Origin of the sequence: Pantoea sp. paga (assembly GCF_007558755.1) — a bacterium.
Taxonomy (GTDB): Bacteria; Pseudomonadota; Gammaproteobacteria; order Enterobacterales; family Enterobacteriaceae; genus Pantoea; species Pantoea agglomerans.
Map to the genome: position 1 here is coordinate 122,058 of NZ_VLTF01000008.1, position 23,813 is coordinate 145,870.

Here is a 23,813-nt window from a genome sequence, read left to right on the forward strand (position 1 = left end):
GGATGATTCGCTTTGAAGAGGTCAGTAAGGCATATCTCGGCGGACGTCAGGCGCTGCAGGGAGTAGATTTCCGTCTGCGTCCTGGCGAAATGGCGTTTCTGACCGGCCACTCCGGTGCCGGTAAAAGTACCTTGCTGAAGCTGATTTGTGGCATTGAGCGCCCGAGTGCCGGAAAAATCTGGTTCAGCGGCCATGACATTTCCCGCCTGCGTAACAGCGAGGTGCCTTTTCTGCGTCGTCAGATCGGCATGATTTTCCAGGATCACCACCTGCTGATGGATCGTTCGGTTTATGAAAATGTGGCGATCCCGCTGATTATCTCCGGTGCCAGCGGCGAAGATATTCGTCGTCGCGTTTCGGCGGCACTGGATAAAGTGGGTCTGCTCGACAAAGCGAAAAGTTATCCGATTCAGCTTTCTGGCGGTGAACAGCAGCGTGTGGGCATCGCCCGTGCGGTGGTGAACAAGCCAGCCGTGCTGCTGGCCGATGAACCGACCGGTAACCTTGACGACGCGCTGTCAGAAGATATTCTGCGCCTGTTCGAAGAGTTTAACCGCGTCGGCGTCACCGTCCTGATGGCGACGCATGACAGCGGTCTTATCGCCCGACGCAACTACCGGATGATGACGCTGAATCAGGGACGTCTGCACGGAGGCCACGATGGTCAATAAACGCATTAAACGTCCGGCTGCGCCGAAAGCGAAGCAGCAGTCGAAGAGTAAAGCGCTGAAGGGCGGCTGGCAGGAGCAGTGGCGCTATGCGCTGCGCGGCACGCTTTCTGATATGTGGCGTCAGCCGCTGGCCACCCTGCTGACGGTGATGGTCATCGCCATTTCACTGACGCTGCCCAGCGTCTGCTACATGGTGTGGAAAAACGTCAGCCAGGCGGCAACGCAGTGGTATCCGGCGCCGCAGTTAACCGTTTATCTCTCCAAAACGCTGGATGACACGGCGGCAGAAAACGTGGTGGCGCAGCTCAAGCAGGTCGAAGGCGTGGATAACGTCAACTACCTGACGCGGGAAGAGGCGCTGAACGAGTTCCGCAACTGGTCAGGCTTTGGCGGCGCAATGGATATGCTGGAGCAGAATCCGCTGCCTGCGGTGGCCATCATCACACCTAAGCTCAATTTCCAGAACTCAGACACCATGCAAAGCCTGCGCGATCGGGTAACCAAAGTGCAGGGCGTGGATGAAGTGCGAATGGATGATAGCTGGTTTGCGCGGCTGGCGGCGCTGACCGGGCTGGTGGGGCAGATCGCCTCAATGATTGGCGTGCTGATGATCGTGGCAGTGTTCCTGGTGATCGGTAACAGCGTCCGGCTCAGCATTTTTGCCCGACGCGACACCATTAACGTGCAGAAGCTGATTGGTGCCACTGACGGCTTTATCCTGCGTCCGTTCCTCTATGGCGGGGCGCTGCTGGGCTTCAGCGGCGCGGTGCTGTCGCTGCTGCTGTCGGAAGTGCTGGTGCTGCGTCTGCAGTCCGTTGTTGCCAATGTGGCGACGGTATTTGGTACCACCTTCTCGCTGGAAGGCTTCTCGTGGGATGAGGCGCTGCTGCTGTTACTGATTGCGGCGATCATCGGCTGGGTGGCTGCGTGGCTGGCAACGGTACAACATTTACGTCGATTTACGCCGCAGTAAACGCCTGCAACATTTTTTTGTTATAATGGTCCTCTGCTACCGATGGCGGGTGCAGAGGATATTTCCCCTCTTCCCTTCCTGTCATCTGTGTGTAAAATATTCACCGCTATAATTGAACTTGTGGATAACTTTACTACTCTAAGTAGCACAGATTGCTTTCGGATTCCGCGCGACGTTGACGTAATGTATCGTCTGCGCAGGGAAATGTGCGGCAATTCCACTGAATTTGTGAGGGTTTGAATGACCAAAGAAATGCAAACTTTAGCTATTGCTCCTCTTGGCAACCTGGAGTCTTACGTCCGGGCTGCGAATACCTGGCCGATGCTCTCGGCAGAAGAGGAAAAAGCGTTGGCTGAACGGCTGCATTACCAGGGCGATCTGGATGCGGCAAAGACGCTGATCCTGTCTCACCTACGCTTTGTAGTTCATATCGCTCGTAATTACTCCGGCTACGGTCTGCCACAGGCTGACCTGGTCCAGGAAGGCAATATCGGCCTGATGAAAGCGGTACGTCGCTTCAACCCAGAAGTGGGCGTACGTCTGGTTTCGTTTGCCGTGCACTGGATTAAAGCGGAGATTCACGAATACGTGCTGCGTAACTGGCGTATCGTGAAAGTCGCGACCACCAAAGCACAGCGTAAGCTGTTCTTTAACCTGCGTAAAACCAAGCAGCGTCTGGGCTGGTTCAATCAGGACGAAGTCGAGATGGTTGCGCGTGAGCTGGGCGTAAGCAGCAAAGATGTGCGTGAAATGGAATCGCGTATGGCCGCGCAGGATATGACCTTTGATATGTCTGCCGACGACGAGAGCAGCGAAGGCCGCTCTATGGCACCCGTGCTTTATCTTCAGGATAAAACCTCTGACTTTGCTGACGGCATTGAAGAGGATAACTGGGATGCGCACGCGGCTGATAAGCTGAGCTATGCGATGGAAGGTCTGGATGAGCGTAGTCAGCACATCATTCGCGCCCGCTGGCTGGACGAAGACAATAAAACCACGCTGCAGGAGCTGGCCGATCAGTACGGCGTGTCAGCCGAACGTGTCCGGCAGCTGGAAAAGAACGCCATGAAGAAACTGCGTATGGCGATCGAAGCGTAACGCACTTCGACATCTTAAGGGGCGACTTTATGTCGCCCTTTTTGTTTTTCTGCGCCTGACTATTCTACCGCCATTATCCATCCATCACTCTGCGCCCTGAAGCCACACGCCTGCATAAAGGCTGCCCGCACCTGCTGATCGTCACTGCCATCATCGGCAATCCACCAGTCCGCTATCGACCCATTCTGCCTGATCGTCTCTTCCAGTAAATATTGTCCCACCCCGCGTCGGCGCGTGACATCGCGCACCGACAGCCGGTGAATTTTGCCGTGGATCCCGGCGATTTCCAGCTGCAAACCCGCCAGCAGCCGGTCGTTAAAACGGGCAGCATAGAGACGATAGCGCTCATCCAGCTGCTGCTCCAGTTGTTCAATCTCCAGATCCGGCCAGACTTTGCCAAGATCGATGCGGTCCTGCGCGGTCAGCGTGGTTAAACGCTGGATAGTGAGCTTCATAACAAAAACCTCTGTAACAGGGGAAAGTGCAGCGAAAATGTACAACCAGAGTGCCACCACATTTTCATCAATAAAACAGGTCAAAAGATGGTCGGGATGCCAGGATGATAGTTGTAAACAGGGAGAGCGTGCGATCAATCCAGCATAACGCGCTGGCAAAGCGGTGAAAAACCGGCCGTTGCCTCCAGTGTATTATGCTGTTTCACTCAGTCAATTCTGAATATGTCAGTTGATTTACAGAAGAAACTTCCTGTTTAATAACCTGAAAAATAAAGCCTTATTAATAAAAAATGTCAGAAAAGTACGCTAACTCATTCATGCTTAATCAGTTTTCGACTTTATCTGACAGCATAAACACTCACAACATACACGACAAAACAAATGGGGTAGTCAGGATGAAAATGAAAGGTCGCGCATTACTGGCGGGATGTGTAGCACTGGCGATGAGCCATGCGGCGCTGGCTGAAGATATCAAAGTGGCGATTGTCGGCGCAATGTCTGGCCCGGTGGCGCAGTACGGCGACATGCAATTCGCCGGTGCGACTCAGGCAATTGAAGATATCAACGCCAAAGGCGGTGTTAACGGCAACAAACTGGTTGCGGTGAAATATGACGACGCCTGTGACCCGAAACAGGCGGTTGCGGTAGCGAACAAGGTGATTAACGATGGCATCCGCTACGTGATCGGCCATCTCTGCTCTTCATCCACCCAGCCCGCTTCTGACATCTATGAAGATGAAGGCGTGCTGATGATTACCCCGGCGGCGACCGCACCTGACCTGACTTCCCGCGGCTATAAACTGATTATGCGCACCACCGGTCTCGACTCCGATCAGGGTCCGACCGCCGCGAAATATGTGATGAGCGAGCTTAAACCTAAGCGTATCGCTGTGGTGCATGACAAACAGCAGTATGGCGAAGGCCTGGCGCGCTCCGTACAGGAGAGCCTGAAAAAGCAGGGCGCTAATATTGTGATGTTTGAAGGTATCACCGCTGGCGATAAAGATTTCTCTACGCTGGTGGCGCGCTTCAAGAAAGAGAACGTCGATTTCGTCTATTTCGGCGGTTACTACCCGGAAATGGGCCAGATCGTGCGTCAGGCACGTGCTGCGGGCCTGAAAACCCAGTTTATGGGACCAGAAGGCGTGGGTAACGCCTCGCTGTCCAACATCGCCGGTGCCGCATCTGAAGGCATGTTGGTGACCCTGCCGAAACGCTACGATCAGGTTGAAACCAACAAACCGATCGTGGAAGCGCTGAAAGCGAAGAAACTGGATCCAACCGGACCGTTCGTCTGGACCACCTATGCAGCTCTGCAGTCGCTGGCAACCGGCATGGAGCGCAGCAAGAGCGCTGAGCCGGACGCTATCGTGAAAAACCTTAAGGAAGGTGCCGCGGTGCCAACCGTGATGGGCAACCTGAACTGGGATGAGAAGGGTGATCTTAAGGGCTTTGAATTCGGCGTCTTTAAATGGCACGCCGATGGCACCTCGACTGCTGTGAAGTAAACCAGGCTGTTTTGTGGTGAGCGGGAGGCTGGTTAACCGGTTTTCCCTGACCAGCGACACGAACGCCTGGTGCTTGTCTGCCAGGCGTTTTTTGTACCCCGATCGCCCATGATCGGTTAAGTAAGGGTCAAGGTATGTCCGAGCAGTTCCTCTATTTTATTCAGCAGATGTTTAACGGTGTGACCCTTGGTAGCACCTACGCGCTGATCGCCATCGGTTACACCATGGTTTACGGCATTATCGGCATGATCAACTTCGCCCACGGCGAGGTCTACATGATCGGCAGCTATGTCTCCTTTATCGTGATTGCCGCCCTGATGATGATGGGCATCGACACCACCTGGCTGATGATTGCGGCCGGCTTTGTGATGGCGGTAATTATCTCCAGCGCCTACGGCTGGAGCATCGAGCGCGTCGCCTACCGGCCTGTGCGCTCGTCCAAGCGCCTGATTGCGCTGATCTCCGCCATCGGGATGTCGATATTCCTGCAAAACTACGTCAGCCTGACGCAGGGTTCACGCGACCTGGCGCTGCCGAGTCTGATTACCGGACAGTGGACGGTAGGCGAGAGCAACGGCTTTGCCGCTACCATCTCCACCATGCAGATTGTGATCTGGGTGGTGACGTTCCTGGCGATGCTGGCGCTGACCACCTTTATCCGCTACTCGCGCATGGGCCGCGCCTGCCGCGCCTGCGCTGAAGACCTGAAAATGGCCAGCCTGCTGGGAATTAACACCGACCGCGTGATCTCGCTGACCTTTGTGATCGGTGCAGCAATGGCCGCAGTGGCGGGCGTGTTGCTGGGACAATTCTACGGTTCAATCAACCCCTTCATCGGCTTTATGGCAGGCATGAAAGCGTTCACCGCCGCCGTGCTGGGCGGGATTGGCAGTATTCCGGGCGCGATGATTGGCGGCCTGGTGCTGGGCATCGCCGAGGCGCTGACCTCGGCCTATCTCAGCACGGAATATAAAGATGTGGTCTCGTTTGCCCTGCTGATTGTGGTGCTGCTGGTGATGCCGACCGGGATTCTGGGCCGCCCGGAGGTCGAAAAAGTATGAAGACTTCCTTTATCAATGCCCTGATCTCCTCGGTGATGCTGCTGGTGCTCGCCACCTTCTTTATGGGGCTGCGCCTGAATCTGGACGGCACTAATCTGGTGGTGCAGAACGCCGGTAGCGTGCGCTGGAACTGGATCGCCACAGGCTGTGCGGTGGTGTTTCTGTTTCAGCTGCTGCGTCCGGTATGGCAAAGTGGCCTGAAGAAAATTTCCGGTCCGGCGCTGGTGTTACCGGGTCTTGATGGCTCGACGCCGAAGCAGAAGCTGGTGATGGCGGTGCTGATTATCGCCGCCGTTGCCTGGCCATTCCTGGTGTCACGCGGCACCGTCGATATCGCCACCATGACGCTGATCTACGTGATGCTCGGTCTGGGCTTAAACGTGGTGGTCGGCCTTTCTGGTCTTCTGGTACTGGGTTATGGCGGCTTTTACGCCATCGGTGCCTACACCTTTGCGCTGCTGAACCACTATTACGGTCTCGGCTTCTGGCAGTGTCTGCCGCTCTCCGGCATAGTCGCCGCGCTGTTTGGTCTGCTGCTGGGCTTCCCGGTGCTGCGACTGCGCGGCGACTATCTGGCGATAGTGACGCTGGGCTTCGGTGAGATCGTGCGTATTCTGCTGCTGAACAATACCGCCCTGACCGGTGGGCCGAATGGCATCAGCCAGATCCCGAAACCAACGCTGTTTGGTCTGGAATTTGGCCGTACGCCGCGTGAAGGCGGCTGGGATACCTTCCATAACTTCTTTGGGCTGAAGTACGATCCCAGCGACCGCATTATCTTCCTCTACCTGGTGGCGCTGCTGCTGGTGGTGCTGACGCTGTTTGTGATTAACCGGCTGCTGCGGATGCCACTGGGCCGTGCCTGGGAAGCCCTGCGCGAGGATGAGATTGCCTGTCGTTCACTGGGTCTCAGCCCGACCCGCATCAAGCTGACCGCCTTTACCATCAGTGCCGCGTTTGCCGGTTTTGCCGGCAGCCTGTTCGCGGCGCGTCAGGGCTTTGTCAGCCCGGAATCCTTTACCTTTGTCGAATCCGCCTTTGTGCTGGCGATTGTGGTTCTGGGCGGGATGGGTTCGCAGTTTGCGGTGATTCTGGCCGCCATCCTGCTGGTGGTGTCACGCGAGCTGATGCGCGATCTCAATGAGTACAGCATGCTGGTGCTGGGTGGCCTGATGGTGCTGATGATGATCTGGCGTCCGCAGGGCCTGTTGCCGATGAAGCGTCCGCATCTGAAGCTCAGGACTGGTAAACAAGGAGAGCAGGCATGATTCAGCCTTTATTAGCCGTTGAAGGCCTGATGATGCGCTTCGGCGGTCTGTTAGCCGTGAACAATGTGGCGCTGGAGCTGCGTCCGCAGGAGATCGTTTCGCTGATTGGCCCCAATGGTGCCGGTAAAACCACCGTGTTCAACTGCCTGACCGGCTTTTACAAGCCAACCGGCGGGACGATCACATTGCGTGAGCAGCATCTGGAAGGGTTGCCGGGCCAGAAGATTGCGCGGATGGGCATTGTGCGGACGTTCCAGCACGTGCGTCTGTTCCGTGAGATGACGGTCATTGAGAACCTGCTGGTGGCGCAGCATCAGCATCTGAAAAGCGGCGTATTTTCCGGTCTGCTGAAAACCCCGGCGTTTCGCCGCAGTGAGAGCGAGGCGCTGGATCGTGCGGCGACCTGGCTGGAGCGGGTAGGGTTGCTGGATCTGGCTAACCGTCAGGCGGGCAATCTGGCCTATGGTCAGCAGCGTCGACTGGAGATTGCGCGCTGTATGGTGACGCGCCCGGAGATCCTGATGCTGGATGAACCGGCGGCGGGCCTTAACCCCAAAGAGACCCATGAGCTGGATGCGCTGATTGCGGAGCTGCGTGGCGAACATAAGGTGTCGGTGCTGCTGATTGAACATGATATGAAGCTGGTGATGGGGATTTCTGACCGTATTTATGTGGTCAATCAGGGAACGCCGCTGGCTAACGGAACGCCGGAAGAGATTCGTAATAACCCGGATGTCATTCGTGCCTATTTAGGAGAGGCCTGAGATGGCAAATGCGATGTTAACCATTGAGAACGTCAGCGCCCACTACGGCAAAATTCAGGCGCTGCACAACGTCAGCCTCTATATCAATCAGGGCGAAATCGTCACCCTGATTGGCGCTAACGGTGCCGGAAAAACCACGCTGCTGGGTACGCTATGCGGTGAACCGCGCGCGACGCAGGGCACCATTACCTTTGATGGCAAAACCATTACCGACTGGCAAACCTCGCGCATTATGCGTGAAGCGATCGCCATCGTGCCGGAAGGCCGACGGGTCTTTTCGCGCATGACGGTGGAAGAGAACCTGGCGATGGGGGGCTTTTTTGCCAGCCGTCCGGACTATCTGACGCGGATCAAGCGCGTTTATGAACTCTTCCCGCGTCTGGAGGAGCGTAAAATCCAGCGCGCCGGGACGATGTCGGGCGGCGAACAGCAGATGCTGGCGATTGGCCGTGCGCTGATGAGCCAGCCGCGCCTGCTGTTGCTGGATGAGCCGTCGCTGGGACTGGCACCGATCATTATTCAGCAGATCTTCGACACCATTGAGCAGCTGCGCAGCGAGGGAATGACGATTTTCCTGGTGGAGCAGAATGCGAATCAGGCGCTGAAGCTGGCGGACAGGGGCTATGTGCTGGAGAACGGGCATGTGGTGCTCGAAGACACAGGTGCAGCACTCCTTTCCAACGAAGCCGTCCGCAGTGCGTACCTCGGAGCTTAACATTCAGAGGCCTGGCTTGCTTGCCAGGTTGCGGTTGGGCAGTGCTCGCCATCCTCACGTACTACGTGTACGCTCCGGTGGCTGCGCGCTGTCCGCCCGCAACCTGCCTGCGCCGCCGACGGCCTTGAGTGTCGGTGTTAGAGGGGCCGCCATCGTCTTTTGCGTTTGGTGAAGTGAAAACCCGCTGCGGGCTTTTTTACTGCCCAGACGCTCTGCAAATTATGTAACCAAAACCTGGCAGCGGTGACGCGTTACCGCTGCGCTGCCAGCGTCTTCTTTTCCGCTATTCAGTCTGTCACCCGGCTGTCATCTTTCTGTTATTAATCCTTCATTTCCCCGTGTCATGTTACTTCGCGAAACAGAAATCCGTGATTTCACGCGTATTTACCTGCACAGGAAAATTCTATGTCCGTCGTTACCTTTCGTCGTAGCCTGATGAGCGTGCTGCTCGGTCTGACGCTCAGCAGCCATGCCATGGCCGCCACTGAGATCCCTTTCTGGCACTCTATGGAAGGCGAGCTAGGCAAAGAAGTGGATTCGCTGGCACAGCGTTTTAACCAGACGCATCCCGATTACAAAATTGTTCCGACCTACAAAGGTAACTACGAGCAGAGCCTGGCAGCAGGGATTGCGGCAGTGCGCAGCGGCAAAGCCCCTGCGGTGCTGCAGGTTTATGAAGTCGGTACAGCGACCATGATGGCCTCGCAGGCGATTGTGCCGGTGCATCAGGTCTTCAAAGACGCCGGTATCCCCTTTGATGAAAAGCAGTTCGTGCCAACGGTGGCGGGCTACTACAGCGACAGCAAAGGTCAGCTGATCTCTCAGCCGTTCAACAGCTCGACGCCAGTGCTCTACTACAACAAAGACGCCTTTAAAAAAGCGGGTCTGAACCCGGACCAGCCGCCGAAAACCTGGCAGGAGCTGGCGACGGATGCCGCCGCACTGCGCAAATCGGGCATGAGCTGTGGCTACGCCAGCGGCTGGCAGGGCTGGATCCAGATTGAAAACTTCAGCGCCTGGCACGCTCTGCCGGTAGCGACCAAAAACAACGGGTTTGACGGACTTGATGCGGTGCTGGAGTTCAACAAGCCGGTACTGGTTCGTCATATCGAGCTGCTGGAAGCGATGAACAAGAAAGGGGACTTCACCTACTTTGGCCGCAAAGATGAGTCCACCGCCAAGTTCTACAACGGCGACTGCGGTATCACCACCGCCTCATCCGGTTCGCTGGCTGATATCCGTCATTACGCCAAATTCAACTTCGGCGTTGGCATGATGCCGTATGACGAGACCGTGCCGAATGCGCCGCAGAACGCCCTGATCGGCGGTGCCAGCCTGTGGGTGATGAAAGGCAAAGATGCCGCAACCTACAAAGGTGTGGCTGAGTTTATGCAGTTCCTCGCTAAACCGGAAATAGCCGCGGAATGGCACCAGAAAACCGGCTATCTGCCGATTACCACCGCCGCCTACGAGCTGACTAAGCAGCAGGGCTTCTACGATAAGAATCCGGGCGCGGATATCGCCACCCGTCAGATGATGAACAAGCCGCCACTGCCGTTCACCAAAGGCATGCGTCTGGGCAATATGCCGCAGATTCGTACCGTGATCGACGAAGAGCTGGAAAGCGTCTGGACCGGCAAGCAATCGCCGCAGAACGCGATGGATAACGCAGTGAAACGCGGTAATGAGTTGCTGCGCCGCTTCCAGCAGCAGGTGAAGTAATCTCTCCTTGCGGGCTAGCTCAGGCTGGCCCCTCTCTTTGACGCCAGGTATGCCATGTCTTCATCTCGTCCGGTCTTTCGCACCAGTCTGTTGCCCTATCTTCTGGTGCTGCCGCAACTGCTGATTACCGCCATCTTCTTTCTCTGGCCTGCCGGTGAAGCGCTATGGTACTCGCTGCAAAGCCTCGATCCCTTTGGCATCTCCAGCAGCTTTGTCGGGCTGGAAAACTTCAGACGGCTGTTTGCCGATCCTTACTATCTGGATTCGTTCTGGACCACCATAAAATTCAGCGGCATGGTCACGGTGTTCGGCATGGTGTTCTCGCTGCTGCTGGCGGCGCTGGTGGATTATGTGGTGCGGCTGCGCCGTCTCTATCAGACGCTGTTGCTGCTGCCTTACGCCGTTGCGCCTGTGGTGGCCGCGGTGCTGTGGATGTTCCTGTTTAATCCGGGCCTGGGCCTGTTCAGCTATCTGCTGAACCACATCGGCTACAACTGGAACTATGCGCAAAACAGCGGTCAGGCGATGTTCCTGGTGGTGCTGGCATCGATCTGGCAGCAGATGAGCTACAACTTCCTGTTCTTCTTTGCCGCACTGCAATCGATCCCGAAATCGCTGGTGGAAGCCGCCGCGATTGACGGTGCCGGACCGGTGCGTCGCTTCTTTAATCTCTCTCTGCCGCTGATTACGCCGGTCAGCTTTTTCCTGCTGGTGGTGAATCTGATCTACGCCTTCTTCGATACCTTCCCGGTGATCGATGCCGCCACCGGCGGCGGACCGGTGCAGGCGACCACCACGCTGATCTACAAAATCTATCGCGAAGGCTTTACCGGTCTGGATCTCTCCTCGTCCGCTGCGCAGTCGGTGGTGCTGATGCTGCTGGTCATCGGGCTGACGGTGCTCCAGTTCCGCTTTGTTGAACGTAAGGTGCAATACCAATGATTGAGAATCGACGCGGGCTGGATCTCTTCAGCCACATCGTGCTGGTGCTGGGCGTGCTCACCATCCTGTTTCCGCTCTATGTCGCCTTTGTGGCGGCGACGCTGGATAACGAAGCAGTCTATCAGGTGCCGATGACGCTGGTGCCCGGCACGCACCTGTGGGAGAACATCTCGCGCATCTGGACGCACGGCGTCAACGGCAACGGGCCGGCGTTTGGCCTGATGCTGCTCAACAGCATGATCATGGCGCTGGGCATCACCTTCGGCAAAATCACGGTGTCGATGCTGTCGGCGTTTGCGCTGGTCTGGTTCCGTTTTCCGCTGCGTACGCTCTTTTTCTGGCTGATCTTCATCACCCTGATGCTGCCGGTTGAGGTGCGTATTTTCCCGACAGTGCAGGTGATCGCCGATCTCAACCTGCTCGACAGCTACAGCGGATTAACCCTGCCGCTGATGGCTTCGGCCACCGCCACCTTCCTGTTCCGTCAGTTCTTTATGTCGCTGCCTGATGAGCTGGTGGAGGCGGCGCGTATCGACGGTGCCAGCGCGATGCGCTTCTTCATCGACATCGTTCTGCCGCTGTCGAAAACCAATCTGGCGGCGCTATTCGTCATCACTTTTATCTACGGATGGAACCAGTATCTCTGGCCGCTACTGATCATCAACGACGCCAGCCTCGGCACGGCGGTGGCGGGGATCAAAAGCATGATCTCCACCAGCGGCTCACCGACCCAGTGGAACGAAGTGATGGCGGCAATGTTATTAACCCTAATCCCACCGCTGGTGGTGGTGTTGGTCATGCAGCGTGCCTTTGTGCGCGGTCTGGTTGAGAGTGAGAAATAAGATGGCAGGCGTAACCCTTCAGGCAGTAACTAAATCCTACGATGGCAAAAATCAGATCATCCAGCCGCTGAATGTCACCATCAATGACGGCGAATTTATGGTGATGGTCGGGCCATCCGGCTGCGGTAAATCGACCCTGCTGCGCATGGTGGCCGGACTGGAGCGCGTCAGCTCCGGCGATATCTATATCGACGACCGGCGCGTTACTCAGGAAGAGCCAAAAGATCGCGGGATTGCGATGGTGTTCCAGAACTACGCGCTCTATCCCCATATGTCAGTAGAAGAGAACATGGCCTATGGCCTGAAAATCCGTGGCATGGGCAAAGAGCAGGTTCGCCAGCGGGTGCTCGACGCGGCGCGCAGTCTGGAGCTGGATCACCTGCTGATGCGTCGGCCTCGCGAACTCTCCGGCGGACAGCGGCAGCGCGTGGCGATGGGCCGCGCGATCGTGCGTGAACCGGCGGTCTTTCTGTTTGATGAGCCACTCTCCAACCTTGATGCCCGCCTGCGGGTGCAGATGCGGCTGGAACTGCAGCTGCTGCATCGCCGCTTACAGACCACCAGCCTCTATGTCACCCACGATCAGGTGGAGGCGATGACGCTGGCGCAGCGGGTGATGGTGATGAACAAAGGGGTGGTCGAGCAGCTCGGCACGCCAGTCGAGGTATATGAGCGTCCCGCCAGCCAGTTTGTTGCCTCGTTTATTGGCGCGCCCGCCATGAATCTGCTGAAAGGGCAGTTCAGCAGCGATGGATCACGCTTCGACCTCGACGCCTCGCACGCTCTGCCGCTCAGCGACAGTAAAGCGAAATGGGCTAACCGGCCGGTGGTGCTGGGCATCCGGCCAGAGCACATCCGGCTCAGTAGCCGCGAGCAGGGCGGCGTACCGCTGCGGGTCGATACGCTGGAAATGCTGGGGGCTGATAATCTGGCACATGGCCGCATCGGTGACACGCCACTGGTGGTACGCTTAGCCCACAGTGAACGTCCGCAGCCAGGCAGTACGCTGTGGCTGCATCTGCCGTCAGATGCGTTACACTTCTTCGATTCAACCCATGGAAAGCGTCTGGAATGAGCACACAACACTGGCCCTATCCCCACATCGTCGCCCATCGCGGCGGCGGTAAACTGGCACCGGAAAATACGCTGGCTGCGATCGACACCGGCGCGAAATATGGTCATCAGATGATTGAATTTGATGCCAAATTATCGGCCGATGCGCAGATCTTCCTGCTGCATGACGACACGCTCGATCGCACCAGCAACGGCTGGGGCGTGGCGGGTCAGCTGCCGTGGGAGAAGCTGTCGCAGCTTGATGCGGGCAGCTGGTTTGGCAACGCATTTACCGGTGAAAAGCTGGCGCGGCTGGATCAGGTGGCGGCACGCTGCCGTCAGCATCAGATGATGGCGAACATCGAAATCAAACCGACCACCGGCAGCGACGCTGAAACCGGACGCGCCGTGGCGCAGGCTGCCGCGATACTGTGGCAGGATCAGGTCGCACCGTTGCTCTCTTCGTTCTCTTTTGAGGCGCTGGAAGCCGCGATGAAGGCAGAGCCGCAGTTGCCGCGTGGCCTGCTGTCGCACAGCTGGGATCCGCAGTGGCAGGAGAAAACTGCTGCGCTGGCGTGTGTCTCAATTCATCTTAATCATAAGGTGCTGACCACTGAGCGGGTCGCCGAACTGAAAGCCGCAGGCCTGAAGATTCTGGTTTATACCGTGAACAGCCCGGATCGGGCGCGGGAATTGCTGAAATGGGGCGTCGATGCCATCTGTACTGACGCCATCGACATCATCGGCCCCGATTTTAGTTAGTTCTGGTTTAGATTCTGATTCTGATTCTGCTGGCCCGGCTGCGTGGTAATCACCCGCTGCTGGGCGCTGTTCCGCTGTTCCTGCATTTTACGCTGCGTGTCCTGCGTCTGACGCTGCTGATCCTGGCGCAGCTTCAGCTGTTGCTGCTGCTGCTGGGTCTGCATCTGCGACTGCATCCGCTGCTGGCTGGGGTTATAGCCAGGTTTATTCGGATCGTTAGTGCTGTTCAGCGTGTTCGCCTGACTGGCGAAAGGCAGCAGAGCGGCCAGAATAATCATCCACTTTTTCATCACTCCTCCTTCCTTAAAGCGACAGGGTTTTGGGTGCACAACCGCGTACACCGATATCAGGGTCGTAGCCATAAGTTTACCCGATATCACAGACCTTACTTTCCGATCTATTCCTGATTTGACTTAACCCCGGTTATTTTGCTGTATTTGTAGGCACTTGCAGAAATGATAAAAAAATGTAAATAACAATATGGGATGGTGGCAGGATGAAAATGCAGCAAACAGTGCGTCAGCTTAGCTGGTCGCTGGTGATGAGTTTCACCGTCGTGGCAGGCGCTAACGCCGCGCCAACGCAGGCTCCTCCGGTCTCCTACGGCGTGGACAGTGATACTTTTCACCCGGTAAAAGCGCAGCACGGCATGGTTGCGTCAGTGGATGCGATGGCAACACAGGTTGGCGTGGAGATCCTGCGTCAGGGCGGTAATGCGGTGGATGCCGCGGTGGCGGTGGGCTTTGCGCTGGCCGTGACCCATCCGCAGGCGGGCAACCTCGGCGGCGGCGGTTTTATGCTGCTGCGCACTGCCTCTGGCCGCGCCACGGCTATCGATTTCCGTGAGATGGCACCGGGACACGCGTCGCGTGACATGTTCCTGGATAAGCAGGGCAACGCCGACAGCAAGCTCTCGCTGACATCACATCTCGCCTCCGGCACGCCGGGCACCGTAGCCGGACTGGCGCTGGCTGCGCAGAAATATGGCACTCTGCCGCTGAGCACGCTGCTGGCACCGGCGATCAAACTGGCGCGTGATGGTATTCCGGTTAACGACGCGCTGGCGGACGATCTGAAAACCTACGGCAAAGAAGTGCTGATCACCCATCCCAACAGCAAAGCGATTTTCTACAAACCGGACGGCACACCGTGGCAGAAGGGCGATAGGCTGGTGCAGAAGAACCTGGCTCACAGCCTGCAACTGATTGCCCGTCAGGGACCGGATGCGTTTTACAAAGGTGAAATCGCGGATGAGATCGCCGGAGAGATGGCGCAACATGGCGGCTTGATCAACAAAGCTGACCTGGCGGCCTATCGTGCGGTCGAGCGTAAGCCAATTAGCGGAACATACCGTGGCTATGAAGTCTTCTCAATGCCGCCGCCGTCATCCGGTGGCATCCACATCGTGCAGATTCTGAATATCCTGGAGAACTTCGATCTGGCGAAGATGGGCTTTGGCAGTGCTGATGCCATGCAGGTGATGGCGGAAGCGGAGAAATATGCCTACGCGGACCGCTCGGAATATCTCGGCGATCCCGATTTCGTGAAGGTGCCGTGGCAGGCGCTGACCAGTAAAGCCTATGCCAAAACCCTGGCGCAGCAGATCGATGTGGCAAAAGCGCGACCTTCCAGCGAGATCAAACCGGGCAAGCTCGAACCTTATGAAAGCAATCAGACTACCCATTTCTCGGTGGTGGATAAGCAGGGGAATGCGGTCGCGGTGACTTATACGCTTAACACCTATTTCGGCAGCGGAATTGTGGCGGGCAACAGCGGCATCCTGATGAATAACGAGATGGATGACTTCTCAGCCAAGCCAGGCACGCCCAATGTCTACGGGCTGGTTGGCGGGGAAGCGAATGCGGTGCAACCGGCGAAACGTCCGTTGTCATCGATGTCGCCGACCATCGTCGCCAAAGGGGGAAAAACCTGGCTGGTGACCGGCAGTCCTGGCGGCAGCCGCATTATCACCACGGTGTTGCAGATGGTGGTTAACAGCATCGATTTCGGGATGAACGTGGCGGAAGCCACCAATGCGCCGCGCTTCCATCATCAGTGGCTGCCGGATCAGCTGCGGGTGGAGAAGGGCTTCAGTCCCGATACGCTGCGTCTGCTGGAAACCAAAGGTCAGCATGTGAAGGTACTGCCGTCGATGGGCAGTACGCAGAGCATCATGATTGGGCCGGATGGCATGCTCTATGGCGCTTCCGATCCGCGCAGCATTGATGATTTGAGTGCGGGTTATTGAGATTTAAAACTGCTGACAAACTCAAACCCGGGTGAATCTGACAGCAATAAATAAGCTTAATGCGCAGGGAACTGGGTCAGAAGAAGAAAGCGTCCCGCGCCAGGACGGCGCGGGCCGAGCATGTCATGGATGACGGCTTTTGCGTCTTTCCGATCTGACCCTGTTTCCTGCGCAGGCGCTAACTGACAGCGAACCTGGTCAGGGTTTATCAGCAGAAAGGGCGCCTTCGGTGCTCTTTCTGCTTCCACACGTCAGGCTTTAACCCGCGCCATATAATGCGCTTCGATCAGTTCACCGTGCCGCATTGCGAAGCCTTTAGCCGTTCCCTCAATCTCAAAACCGAAACGCTGATAAAGGGCGATGGCCGGGCCATTATCGACGAACACGGTCAGTTCCATTCGGCTCACCTGTAGCCAGTTGTCGCACAACGCGACCATTTCACGCATGAGTGCGGTTCCGACGCCACGCTGACGATAGCGTTCATCCACGCCCATACCCAGTGAGGCCACATGACGGCGTCTGGCACGCTCTTCCACATGCAGCGCACACTGACCGACGACCTCCTCATCAATACAGGCCACCAGCAGATGCGCATTCGACTGAGGCGTCGCGAGGCGGGTATGCCACATCTGGAGTGATGAGTGGGGCAAATGGAGTGTGCTGGCCTGGGTATCTGGCTGACCATAGATCCTGTGCAGCGCAGCAGCATCATCTGGCATGACATGGCGGACAACTATTTCACTCATGGTTTCTCCTTTAGTCCATTAAAACCCTTTAAACATCAAGGTATTCACCGCGTTAATCAAAGTAAAAAATGTGAAAATGACTTTACAGACGCGAATGATAATGATTATTATTGCCATGCGTTCTCGGGAGGTCGCCCGACAGCCTGAGAAAGCACGACATTGCTCACATTGCTTCCAGTATTATTTAGCCAGCTTATCCGCTGGCTTTTTTTTTGCCTGCCCTTCTTCAGTGCTTTTCAGTCACTGCTCAATGCTCATTCAACTATTTTGAACAGAGGCGTGAAGTTTTTCAGCTATCAATCAGACCCCCTCAGGGACAGACTATAAAAAACATTGAGGAGATTTGAACATGATTTATGTACGCAAAGCTGAAGAACGCGGTCACGCAAACCATGGCTGGCTGGATAGCTGGCACACATTCTCTTTCGCCAGCTATCACGATGCGAACTTTATGGGTTTCTCCGCGCTGCGGGTCATCAACGAAGATGTGATTGATGGCGGCCAGGGGTTTGGTACCCATCCTCACAAAGATATGGAAATCCTGACCTACGTGCTCTCCGGTACGGTTGAGCATCAGGACAGCATGGGCAACAAAGAGCAGATCCCGGCAGGGGAGTTCCAGATTATGAGCGCCGGCACTGGCGTACGTCATTCTGAGTACAATGCCAGCGAAAGCGAGCCGTTGCACCTTTATCAGATCTGGATCATTCCTGAGCGTACCGGTATCGAGCCACGCTACGATCAGCGCCGCTTCCCGGATGTGCAGGGGCGTCAGCTGGTGTTAAGCCCGGATGCCCGTGAAGGGTCGCTGAAAGTCTTTCAGGACATGACCTTATCGCGCTGGGTAATGGCTGCTGGCGAACAGGACAACGTCGCGATTGATGCGGGACGTCGTATCTGGATTCAGGTGGTGAAAGGTGATGTTACCGTTAATGGCAACGCGATCACCACCAGCGACGCCCTGGCGATCTGGGACGAAAGCGCGCTGACCATTGAAGCCAGCTCGGCTGCAGAAGTCCTGCTGTTTGATCTGCCACCGGTCTAAGCAGATAACGGGCGCGCATCGTCGCGCCCGGTTGGCAATTTTGTGACAGAAAAGTGATAGACTCATCGTACTTTAGCTTTAAGGGCGATCCCAGGCGCTACGATGAAGAAGAAAAGACCGGTATTACAGGACGTTGCCGATCGCGTCGGCATTACTAAAATGACCGTCAGCCGTTACCTGCGTAATCCAGAGCAGGTCTCCGTTGCCCTGCGGGATAAGATCGCGGTGGCACTGGATGAGCTGGGTTATATTCCCAATCGCGCCCCCGATATGCTTTCTAACGCCACCAGCCGCGCCATTGGCGTACTGCTGCCGTCACTTACAAACCAGGTTTTTGCTGACGTATTGCGCGGCATCGAAGCCGTCACTGACGAAGCCAACTATCAGACGCTGGTCGCCCACTTTGGTTACAACCCGCAAAAAGAGGAGCTGCAACTGCGCTCGCTGCTGGGCTGGAACATTGATGGGGTTATCCTCACCGAACGCACCCATACACCAGGCACGCTGCGCATGCTGGAAGTGGCCGGTATCCCGGTGATTGAGGTGATGGACAGCGTCACGCCCTGCCTGGATATGGCGGTAGGCTTTGATAATGTTGAAGCGGCCCGGCAGATGACGCAGGCAATCCTCAGCAAAGGTCATCGTCATACCGTCTACCTCGGCGCACGCCTGGATGAACGTACGCTGCAGAAGCAGCGTGGTTACGAAATCGCGATGCGCGAAGCGGGGCTGACGCCACGCAGTGTGATGATGGAAGATGCCTCTTCATTCAGCGCTGGCTGTGATCTGCTGCGTGAGGCGCAACGTCTCTATCCTGAAACAGATAGCCTGTTCTGTACCAATGATGATCTGGCGGTCGGCGCGATGTTTGAGTGCCAGCGCCAGGGATTGCAGGTGCCCTCTCAGATGGCGATTGCCGGTTTCCACGGCCATGACATCAGTCAGGTTGTCACGCCACAACTGGCGACAGTGCTGACGCCACGCGACCGCATGGGGCGTGAAGCCGCGGCGCTGCTGCTGGCGCGCATTGCCGGAGAAACCAGCACCTGCCAGCCGCTGGATGTCGGTTTTGAGATCAGTGAAGGTGGCAGCATCTGATTGTGGCGTTTTTATGAGTCAGCTCACACTTTCATGCATTTCCTGGTAAAAAGGTTGCCAGGCTGTTAAGCGGCCAGGAGAATGAGAAACGACATTGTTATCGGTAACATTGGCAAATTCTCACCTGCCGGAGCAGAAAAATGACAACGCAATCCCCGTCGCATCACGTTTTTATCCTGATGGGCGTTTCAGGCAGCGGAAAGTCTGCCGTCGCCAATCAGGTCTCTCACCAGCTGAATACAGCCTTTCTTGACGGTGATTTTCTCCACCCACGCGCCAACATCCTGAAGATGGCCGATGGTCATCCGCTGGATGACAACGATCGCCAGCCGTGGTTACAGGCACTGAACGACGCCGCGTTTGCCATGCAGCGCACCCAGGCAATTTCCGTGATTGTCTGTTCAGCCCTGAAGAAAAGTTATCGCGACATCCTGCGTCAGGGAAATGACAACCTGCGTTTCGTCTACCTGAAGGGCGATTTCGACACCATCGAAGCCCGCCTGAAAGCGCGTAAAGGCCACTTCTTCAAGCCGCAGATGCTGGTGACGCAGTTTGCGACGCTGGAAGAGCCGGGTAGCGATGAGCCGGATGTACTGGTGGTGGATATCGCGCATTCACTGGACGATGTGGTGGCGGCTACGGTTGCGACTATCCAGGACGCTATCAGCCAGGGTTAGAGATGAATACCGCAACACTCGTTTTGACCGCAGCAGGCTCCGTCCTGCTGCTGCTTTTCCTGGTGATGAAGGCCCGTATGCACGCCTTCGTCGCATTGATGTTAGTGTCCATCGGTGCCGGGCTGTTCTCCGGCATGCCACTGAATCAGATCGCTGAAACCATGCAGAAGGGGATGGGCGGCACGCTCGGCTTCCTCGCGATTGTGGTGGCGCTGGGCGCGATGTTCGGCAAAATCCTGCATGAAACCGGCGCAGTTGATCAGATCGCCATCCGGATGTTGAAAACCTTTGGTCAGAGCCGCGCCCATTACGCGATGGGCATTGCCGGTCTGATCTGCGCGCTGCCGCTCTTTTTTGAGGTGGCAGTCGTGCTATTGATCAGCATCGCTTTTGCAGTAGCACGGCGTACCGGCGGCAATCTGGTGAAGCTGGTGATCCCGCTGTTTGCCGGTGTGGCCGCAGCGGCGGCGTTCCTGCTGCCCGGACCGGCCCCGATGCTGCTGGCCTCGCAGATGCACGCAGACTTTGGCTGGATGATCCTGCTGGGTCTCTGTGCGGCGATCCCGGGCATGCTGATTGCCGGGCCGCTGTTTGGCAACTTCATTGGCAACCACGTTTCGTTCAGCGCGCCGCCGGAAGATCATCAACCGGATGTCGATGAGAGCAAGCTGCCGTCGTTTGGCTTCAGCCTCTCACTGATTCTGTTTCCGCTGGTGCTGGTTGGCCTGAAAACTATCGGCGCACGCTTCACGACCGAAGGCACCACCCTGTATGAGTGGCTGGAATTTATCGGCCATCCCTTCACCGCAATCCTGCTGGCGCTGCTGGTGGCGATTTATGGCCTGGCTTACCGTCAGGGTATGGATAAAGAGCGGGTAATGCAGGTGTGCGGCAGCGCGCTGCAACCGGCCGGGATTATCCTGCTGGTGATTGGCGCGGGCGGCGTGTTTAAGCAGGTGCTGGTGGACTCCGGCGTGGGTCCGGTGCTGGGCAATGCGCTGACCGGCGCAGGACTGCCGATTGCGCTGGCCTGCTTTATTCTGTCGGGTGCGGTGCGGGTGATTCAGGGATCGGCGACGGTCGCCTGTCTGACTACGGTGGGCTTAATCATGCCGGTGATTGAACCGCTGCACTACAGCGGCGCTCAGCTGGCGGCGCTGTCGATCTGCATCGGCGGTGGCTCAATCATTATCAGCCATGTGAACGATGCCGGTTTCTGGCTGTTTGGTCGCTTCACCGGGGCCAGCGAAGCGGAAACGCTGAAGACCTGGACGCTGATGGAAACCATTCTCGGCACTACCGGGGCTGTCGTAGGTATGATTGCTTTCGAACTGCTTTCCTGACCAACCCGGCGGGCTATCGGCCCGTCAGGTTTTTTTCCCGCGAGCGGGGGAAGAGTAAAAAAGGGAACAGCAGATAAGGCGCCACCACCAAAAGAACAATGACGCCGCGTGAATAGCCAGAGTCATTTATTCTCCTCACCCCGCAGGAAAAAACAGGCAAAATAAACAGTAGTAGCGCGACTAAGCCTATTTCATGCTGTGGCCCGGTAAACCATTGCAGATAACTGCAGAACCAGATCAGCTGAAACAGCAGGAAAATAAAATAGCTCGTCCTTCCTTCACGCCCCTCATAGTTAAACGTGCGCAGCAGACAGCTTTTGATAATCTGCAGCAGCCTGTTCATGCCCATTTTCTTCTTATCAGAGCAAAAACAACCAGCGTAATGGCGGCGGCAAGTAAGTAAACCCAGGCAAAATCAGTGACGTCAAGATGGATCAGCTGCACGTCATTCAACGCCGCTTTCCGGCCCGAGACGGATAATACGGTCAGTCCAGCTAAACAGAGTATATTTGCCAGAAAGAATAGTGCCTGAAAGGCTGTTTCTTTAGCCGCGGACAGGAAGGCAATTTTTCTGAAACCCCACCAGGCTACCAGATAAACCAGCAGCCAGAGCAACGCGCAGAGTAGCGGGGCAACCAGATAACTGCGCATATCTGTGATCACCCCTGAATGGCCGCTGTTGGCATACTGCAGCACTTCCTGAAGGGAGACGTAACCTGTTATCAGATAGAGCGCGCCGAAAAAAAAGGGTAATAACAACCTCATTATATAAATATTATTGTTCATTTGAATGCCGTGACTTTCTGATAATCAGGCTGAATTAATGCGGCTACCTGCCGGCTTGTCAGGTTAAAAGGACAAAGGTGCGCTTATAACTTCAGATAAGCCCGAATGCCATCGAGGAACATCTGAGTTGCCAGCATAATCAGAATCAATCCCATCAGCCGCTCCAGCGCATTAACGCCTTTATCACCCAGCAGCCGCAGGAACAGACCTGACATCAGCAGAATGCCCACCGTCACGCCCCAGGCGATCAGCAGCGCGCCGACCAGGTGCGACATCTGATGCGGATATTGATGCGACAGCAGCATCAAGGTCGCCAGCAGCGATGGCCCGGCTACCAGTGGAATCGCCAGCGGCACCAGGAAGGGCTCTTCACCCGCCGGTAAACCAGAACTGCTGCTTTCCGCCGACGGGAAAATCATTTTGATGGCGATAAGAAACAGGATAATCCCGCCGGAAATCGACACCGTTTCAGTACGCAGATTCAAAAATGCCAGGATGCGTTCGCCGGTAAACAGGAACAGCAGCATGATGATCAGGGCAATCAACATTTCACGGATCAGCACCACTCGCCGCCGTTTCGGCTCCAGATGCTTTAAAACCGACATAAAAATCGGCAGATTGCCCAGCGGATCCATAATTAACAACAATAATATTGTCGCTGAAATCATTTCAGTCATCGGTTTTACGCCATGTTGTTCACGAAAAAGCGGAGTTATTAGTTACGCTGCTGAAAAAGTTAGCGTAATCGAATTAATTCACTTGCTACCCGGCCTGCATTTTGTAGAGTGAAGGGACACAGGTAAATCTTATTATTACGCAGAGCGGCGTGAAAATAGCACGCCGCTCTCTCCTCTGAAATGAAAAGCAGGTGTAACTGCCTTAGACGGACACGACATGAAGAATGTAGGTTTTGTTGGTTGGCGCGGTATGGTCGGCTCCGTGCTGATGTCCCGCATGAGTGAAGAGCGTGATTTTGATGCAATCAATCCGGTCTTCTTCTCGACGTCGCAGCATGGTCAGGCGGCACCCGCATTTGCGGGCAAACAGCAGGGCACACTGCAGGATGCGTTTGATATTGAGGCGCTGCGGGCGCTGGATATCATTATTACCTGCCAGGGCGGCGACTACACCAGTGACGTTTATCCAAAGCTGCGCGCCAGCGGCTGGCAGGGATACTGGATTGATGCGGCCTCCACGCTGCGCATGAAAGATGATGCCATCATCATCCTCGATCCGGTCAACCATGCGGTGATTCGCCAGGGTATCGACAGTGGGATCAAAACCTTTGTCGGCGGTAACTGTACCGTCAGCCTGATGCTGATGTCGCTGGGCGGCCTGTTTGCTCAGGACCTGGTGGAGTGGGCTTCGGTTGCCACCTATCAGGCGGCCTCTGGCGGCGGCGCGCGCCACATGCGTGAACTGCTGACCCAGATGGGCATGCTGCACGATCACGTTGCGCCTGCGCTGCAGAACCCGGCCTCCGCCATCCTCGACATCGAGCGTAGCGTGACCGACTTCACCCGTTCCGGCACCCTGCCGACCGATAACTTCGGCGTGCCGCTAGCGGGCAGCCTGATCCCGTGGATCGACAAACAGCTGGAAAACGGTCAGAGCCGCGAAGAGTGGAAAGGCCAGGCGGAAACCAACAAGATCCTCGCCACCCGTAACGTCATCCCCGTTGATGGATTGTGCGTGCGCGTCGGGGCACTGCGCTGCCACAGCCAGGCCTTTACGCTGAAGCTGAAACGCGACCTGCCGCTGGCTGAAATTGAGCAGCTGCTGGCCTCTCACAATGAGTGGGTCAAAGTGGTGCCGAATGACCGCGAACTGACGATGCGTGAACTGACGCCCGCCGCTGTTACCGGTACGCTGACCACGCCGGTTGGCCGGTTGCGTAAACTGAATATGGGGCCAGAATATCTCTCTGCCTTCACAGTGGGCGACCAGCTGTTATGGGGCGCAGCCGAACCGCTACGTCGCATGCTGCGGTTGTTAACCAGCTAAACAGAAAACATCGCCAAAGGCCGGATTTATCC

25 protein-coding genes are annotated in these 23,813 nt (G+C 56.4%); 19 read left to right on the forward strand and 6 right to left on the reverse strand.

From position 1 onward, the window contains the following. The first annotated feature begins 2 nt into the window (after positions 1-2). The 3 genes from ftsE to rpoH all read left to right on the forward strand — a co-directional run bounded on the left by ftsE (position 3) and on the right by rpoH (position 2,742). Entirely contained in the window at positions 3-671 is a 669-nt protein-coding gene (ftsE, locus tag FOV68_RS18870) for a cell division ATP-binding protein FtsE (protein ID WP_010253318.1), read from the forward strand. Further along, on the forward strand, positions 661-1,644 hold the full coding sequence (gene ftsX, locus FOV68_RS18875; protein ID WP_039387969.1) for a permease-like cell division protein FtsX: 984 nt from the start codon (positions 661-663) through the stop codon (positions 1,642-1,644). The genes ftsE and ftsX overlap by 11 nt, the downstream gene beginning before the upstream one ends. A 240-nt stretch (positions 1,645-1,884) precedes the next feature. After that, positions 1,885-2,742 carry an RNA polymerase sigma factor RpoH gene (rpoH, locus tag FOV68_RS18880; RefSeq protein WP_010253314.1) on the forward strand — a complete coding sequence of 286 codons (858 nt, stop codon included), beginning with the start codon at positions 1,885-1,887 and terminating at the stop codon, positions 2,740-2,742. 59 nt (positions 2,743-2,801) lie between these two features. Here rpoH and panM read toward each other — a convergent pair whose 3' ends face one another. Next, positions 2,802-3,197 (reverse strand): aspartate 1-decarboxylase autocleavage activator PanM, encoded by a 396-nt coding sequence (gene panM, locus FOV68_RS18885; protein WP_064704124.1) that lies wholly within the window; start codon positions 3,195-3,197, stop codon positions 2,802-2,804. A 395-nt stretch (positions 3,198-3,592) separates the two neighbouring features. Here panM and FOV68_RS18890 point away from each other — a divergent pair, with 395 nt between their 5' ends. The 10 genes from FOV68_RS18890 (at position 3,593) to ugpQ (ending at position 13,834) form a co-directional block, all read left to right on the forward strand. Continuing rightward, positions 3,593-4,705, forward strand: coding sequence for a branched-chain amino acid ABC transporter substrate-binding protein (locus tag FOV68_RS18890; RefSeq protein WP_031592701.1), 1,113 nt, complete (start codon positions 3,593-3,595; stop codon positions 4,703-4,705). A gap of 134 nt (positions 4,706-4,839) precedes the next feature. Next, complete coding sequence (gene livH / locus FOV68_RS18895) at positions 4,840-5,766, forward strand: high-affinity branched-chain amino acid ABC transporter permease LivH (protein WP_009087789.1); 927 nt, start codon at positions 4,840-4,842, stop codon at positions 5,764-5,766. Next, a complete protein-coding gene (locus FOV68_RS18900) occupies positions 5,763-7,034 on the forward strand; it encodes a high-affinity branched-chain amino acid ABC transporter permease LivM (RefSeq protein WP_010253305.1) in 1,272 nt (423 codons plus the stop codon). Before livH ends, FOV68_RS18900 begins: the two co-directional genes overlap by 4 nt. Next, positions 7,031-7,798, forward strand: coding sequence for a high-affinity branched-chain amino acid ABC transporter ATP-binding protein LivG (gene livG, locus FOV68_RS18905; protein ID WP_010253302.1), 768 nt, complete (start codon positions 7,031-7,033; stop codon positions 7,796-7,798). The genes FOV68_RS18900 and livG overlap by 4 nt, the downstream gene beginning before the upstream one ends. A gap of 1 nt (position 7,799) precedes the next feature. Next, positions 7,800-8,513, forward strand: coding sequence for a high-affinity branched-chain amino acid ABC transporter ATP-binding protein LivF (gene livF, locus FOV68_RS18910; RefSeq protein ID WP_022624013.1), 714 nt, complete (start codon positions 7,800-7,802; stop codon positions 8,511-8,513). 405 nt (positions 8,514-8,918) lie between these two features. Continuing rightward, positions 8,919-10,235, forward strand: coding sequence for a sn-glycerol-3-phosphate ABC transporter substrate-binding protein UgpB (ugpB, locus tag FOV68_RS18920; protein ID WP_031592699.1), 1,317 nt, complete (start codon positions 8,919-8,921; stop codon positions 10,233-10,235). Positions 10,236-10,289: 54 nt separating this feature from the next. After that, a complete protein-coding gene (ugpA, locus tag FOV68_RS18925; protein WP_039387961.1) occupies positions 10,290-11,177 on the forward strand; it encodes a sn-glycerol-3-phosphate ABC transporter permease UgpA in 888 nt (295 codons plus the stop codon). Continuing rightward, positions 11,174-12,019 carry a sn-glycerol-3-phosphate ABC transporter permease UgpE gene (ugpE, locus tag FOV68_RS18930; protein ID WP_039387959.1) on the forward strand — a complete coding sequence of 282 codons (846 nt, stop codon included), beginning with the start codon at positions 11,174-11,176 and terminating at the stop codon, positions 12,017-12,019. The genes ugpA and ugpE overlap by 4 nt, the downstream gene beginning before the upstream one ends. A 1-nt stretch (position 12,020) precedes the next feature. Then, positions 12,021-13,094, forward strand: a complete 1,074-nt coding sequence (locus tag FOV68_RS18935) for a sn-glycerol-3-phosphate import ATP-binding protein UgpC (RefSeq protein WP_031592695.1) — start codon at positions 12,021-12,023, stop codon at positions 13,092-13,094. Next, positions 13,091-13,834 carry a glycerophosphodiester phosphodiesterase gene (ugpQ, locus tag FOV68_RS18940; RefSeq protein WP_143991353.1) on the forward strand — a complete coding sequence of 248 codons (744 nt, stop codon included), beginning with the start codon at positions 13,091-13,093 and terminating at the stop codon, positions 13,832-13,834. Before FOV68_RS18935 ends, ugpQ begins: the two co-directional genes overlap by 4 nt. Here ugpQ and FOV68_RS18945 read toward each other — a convergent pair. Beyond that, positions 13,831-14,124 (reverse strand): DUF2756 domain-containing protein, encoded by a 294-nt coding sequence (locus FOV68_RS18945; protein ID WP_010253283.1) that lies wholly within the window; start codon positions 14,122-14,124, stop codon positions 13,831-13,833. The two genes, ugpQ and FOV68_RS18945, sit on opposite strands and share 4 nt — an antisense overlap. Positions 14,125-14,330: 206 nt before the next feature. Between FOV68_RS18945 and ggt the strand changes: the two genes are divergently transcribed. Continuing rightward, a complete protein-coding gene (ggt, locus tag FOV68_RS18950; RefSeq protein ID WP_031292113.1) occupies positions 14,331-16,082 on the forward strand; it encodes a gamma-glutamyltransferase in 1,752 nt (583 codons plus the stop codon). A 251-nt stretch (positions 16,083-16,333) separates the two neighbouring features. Here the strand turns inward: ggt and FOV68_RS18955 are convergent, their stop codons facing one another. Continuing rightward, positions 16,334-16,828 (reverse strand): GNAT family N-acetyltransferase, encoded by a 495-nt coding sequence (locus tag FOV68_RS18955; protein ID WP_143991354.1) that lies wholly within the window; start codon positions 16,826-16,828, stop codon positions 16,334-16,336. A 349-nt stretch (positions 16,829-17,177) separates the two neighbouring features. On the opposite strand from FOV68_RS18955, the gene FOV68_RS18960 reads away from it, so the two are divergent. The 4 genes from FOV68_RS18960 (at position 17,178) to gntU (ending at position 20,991) form a co-directional block, all read left to right on the forward strand. Further along, on the forward strand, positions 17,178-17,873 hold the full coding sequence (locus tag FOV68_RS18960; RefSeq protein ID WP_010671535.1) for a pirin family protein: 696 nt from the start codon (positions 17,178-17,180) through the stop codon (positions 17,871-17,873). 102 nt (positions 17,874-17,975) lie between these two features. Next, complete coding sequence (gene gntR, locus FOV68_RS18965; protein ID WP_010253274.1) at positions 17,976-18,971, forward strand: gluconate operon transcriptional repressor GntR; 996 nt, start codon at positions 17,976-17,978, stop codon at positions 18,969-18,971. 140 nt (positions 18,972-19,111) lie between these two features. Continuing rightward, positions 19,112-19,648 carry a gluconokinase gene (gene gntK, locus FOV68_RS18970; protein WP_010253272.1) on the forward strand — a complete coding sequence of 179 codons (537 nt, stop codon included), beginning with the start codon at positions 19,112-19,114 and terminating at the stop codon, positions 19,646-19,648. A 2-nt stretch (positions 19,649-19,650) separates the two neighbouring features. After that, positions 19,651-20,991 (forward strand): gluconate transporter, encoded by a 1,341-nt coding sequence (gene gntU, locus FOV68_RS18975; RefSeq protein ID WP_031592692.1) that lies wholly within the window; start codon positions 19,651-19,653, stop codon positions 20,989-20,991. A gap of 13 nt (positions 20,992-21,004) precedes the next feature. Here gntU and FOV68_RS18980 read toward each other — a convergent pair whose 3' ends face one another. The 3 genes from FOV68_RS18980 to FOV68_RS18990 all read right to left on the reverse strand — a co-directional run bounded on the left by FOV68_RS18980 (position 21,005) and on the right by FOV68_RS18990 (position 22,454). Beyond that, positions 21,005-21,334: a DUF805 domain-containing protein gene (locus tag FOV68_RS18980; RefSeq protein WP_143789901.1), complete on the reverse strand. Its 330-nt coding sequence runs from the start codon at positions 21,332-21,334 to the stop codon at positions 21,005-21,007. After that, positions 21,331-21,777, reverse strand: a complete 447-nt coding sequence (locus FOV68_RS18985; RefSeq protein ID WP_235188741.1) for a hypothetical protein — start codon at positions 21,775-21,777, stop codon at positions 21,331-21,333. Before FOV68_RS18985 ends, FOV68_RS18980 begins: the two co-directional genes overlap by 4 nt. An 83-nt stretch (positions 21,778-21,860) precedes the next feature. After that, positions 21,861-22,454: a YhgN family NAAT transporter gene (locus FOV68_RS18990; protein WP_003853054.1), complete on the reverse strand. Its 594-nt coding sequence runs from the start codon at positions 22,452-22,454 to the stop codon at positions 21,861-21,863. 217 nt (positions 22,455-22,671) lie between these two features. On the opposite strand from FOV68_RS18990, the gene asd reads away from it, so the two are divergent. After that, entirely contained in the window at positions 22,672-23,781 is a 1,110-nt protein-coding gene (asd, locus tag FOV68_RS18995) for an aspartate-semialdehyde dehydrogenase (RefSeq protein WP_010671542.1), read from the forward strand. The last annotated feature ends 32 nt before the right edge of the window (positions 23,782-23,813 follow it).

Excerpts from the sequence above, each read along its gene's own strand:
- gntU (WP_031592692.1), top strand. The coding sequence starts at position 19,651 with ATGAATACCGCAACACTCGTTTTGACCGCAGCAGGCTCCGTCCTGCTG.
- asd (WP_010671542.1), top strand. The coding sequence starts at position 22,672 with ATGAAGAATGTAGGTTTTGTTGGTTGGCGCGGTATGGTCGGCTCCGTG.
- gntR (WP_010253274.1), top strand. The coding sequence starts at position 17,976 with ATGAAGAAGAAAAGACCGGTATTACAGGACGTTGCCGATCGCGTCGGC.
- FOV68_RS18990 (WP_003853054.1), bottom strand. The coding sequence starts at position 22,454 with ATGACTGAAATGATTTCAGCGACAATATTATTGTTGTTAATTATGGAT.
- ftsX (WP_039387969.1), top strand. The coding sequence starts at position 661 with ATGGTCAATAAACGCATTAAACGTCCGGCTGCGCCGAAAGCGAAGCAG.
- FOV68_RS18945 (WP_010253283.1), bottom strand. The coding sequence starts at position 14,124 with ATGAAAAAGTGGATGATTATTCTGGCCGCTCTGCTGCCTTTCGCCAGT.
- FOV68_RS18980 (WP_143789901.1), bottom strand. The coding sequence starts at position 21,334 with ATGAACAGGCTGCTGCAGATTATCAAAAGCTGTCTGCTGCGCACGTTT.
- livH (WP_009087789.1), top strand. The coding sequence starts at position 4,840 with ATGTCCGAGCAGTTCCTCTATTTTATTCAGCAGATGTTTAACGGTGTG.
- livF (WP_022624013.1), top strand. The coding sequence starts at position 7,800 with ATGGCAAATGCGATGTTAACCATTGAGAACGTCAGCGCCCACTACGGC.
- FOV68_RS18900 (WP_010253305.1), top strand. The coding sequence starts at position 5,763 with ATGAAGACTTCCTTTATCAATGCCCTGATCTCCTCGGTGATGCTGCTG.
- livG (WP_010253302.1), top strand. The coding sequence starts at position 7,031 with ATGATTCAGCCTTTATTAGCCGTTGAAGGCCTGATGATGCGCTTCGGC.
- rpoH (WP_010253314.1), top strand. The coding sequence starts at position 1,885 with ATGACCAAAGAAATGCAAACTTTAGCTATTGCTCCTCTTGGCAACCTG.
- gntK (WP_010253272.1), top strand. The coding sequence starts at position 19,112 with ATGACAACGCAATCCCCGTCGCATCACGTTTTTATCCTGATGGGCGTT.
- ugpE (WP_039387959.1), top strand. The coding sequence starts at position 11,174 with ATGATTGAGAATCGACGCGGGCTGGATCTCTTCAGCCACATCGTGCTG.
- ugpB (WP_031592699.1), top strand. The coding sequence starts at position 8,919 with ATGTCCGTCGTTACCTTTCGTCGTAGCCTGATGAGCGTGCTGCTCGGT.
- FOV68_RS18960 (WP_010671535.1), top strand. The coding sequence starts at position 17,178 with ATGATTTATGTACGCAAAGCTGAAGAACGCGGTCACGCAAACCATGGC.
- panM (WP_064704124.1), bottom strand. The coding sequence starts at position 3,197 with ATGAAGCTCACTATCCAGCGTTTAACCACGCTGACCGCGCAGGACCGC.
- FOV68_RS18955 (WP_143991354.1), bottom strand. The coding sequence starts at position 16,828 with ATGAGTGAAATAGTTGTCCGCCATGTCATGCCAGATGATGCTGCTGCG.
- ugpQ (WP_143991353.1), top strand. The coding sequence starts at position 13,091 with ATGAGCACACAACACTGGCCCTATCCCCACATCGTCGCCCATCGCGGC.
- ftsE (WP_010253318.1), top strand. The coding sequence starts at position 3 with ATGATTCGCTTTGAAGAGGTCAGTAAGGCATATCTCGGCGGACGTCAG.
- ggt (WP_031292113.1), top strand. The coding sequence starts at position 14,331 with ATGAAAATGCAGCAAACAGTGCGTCAGCTTAGCTGGTCGCTGGTGATG.
- FOV68_RS18935 (WP_031592695.1), top strand. The coding sequence starts at position 12,021 with ATGGCAGGCGTAACCCTTCAGGCAGTAACTAAATCCTACGATGGCAAA.
- ugpA (WP_039387961.1), top strand. The coding sequence starts at position 10,290 with ATGTCTTCATCTCGTCCGGTCTTTCGCACCAGTCTGTTGCCCTATCTT.
- FOV68_RS18985 (WP_235188741.1), bottom strand. The coding sequence starts at position 21,777 with ATGAACAATAATATTTATATAATGAGGTTGTTATTACCCTTTTTTTTC.
- FOV68_RS18890 (WP_031592701.1), top strand. The coding sequence starts at position 3,593 with ATGAAAATGAAAGGTCGCGCATTACTGGCGGGATGTGTAGCACTGGCG.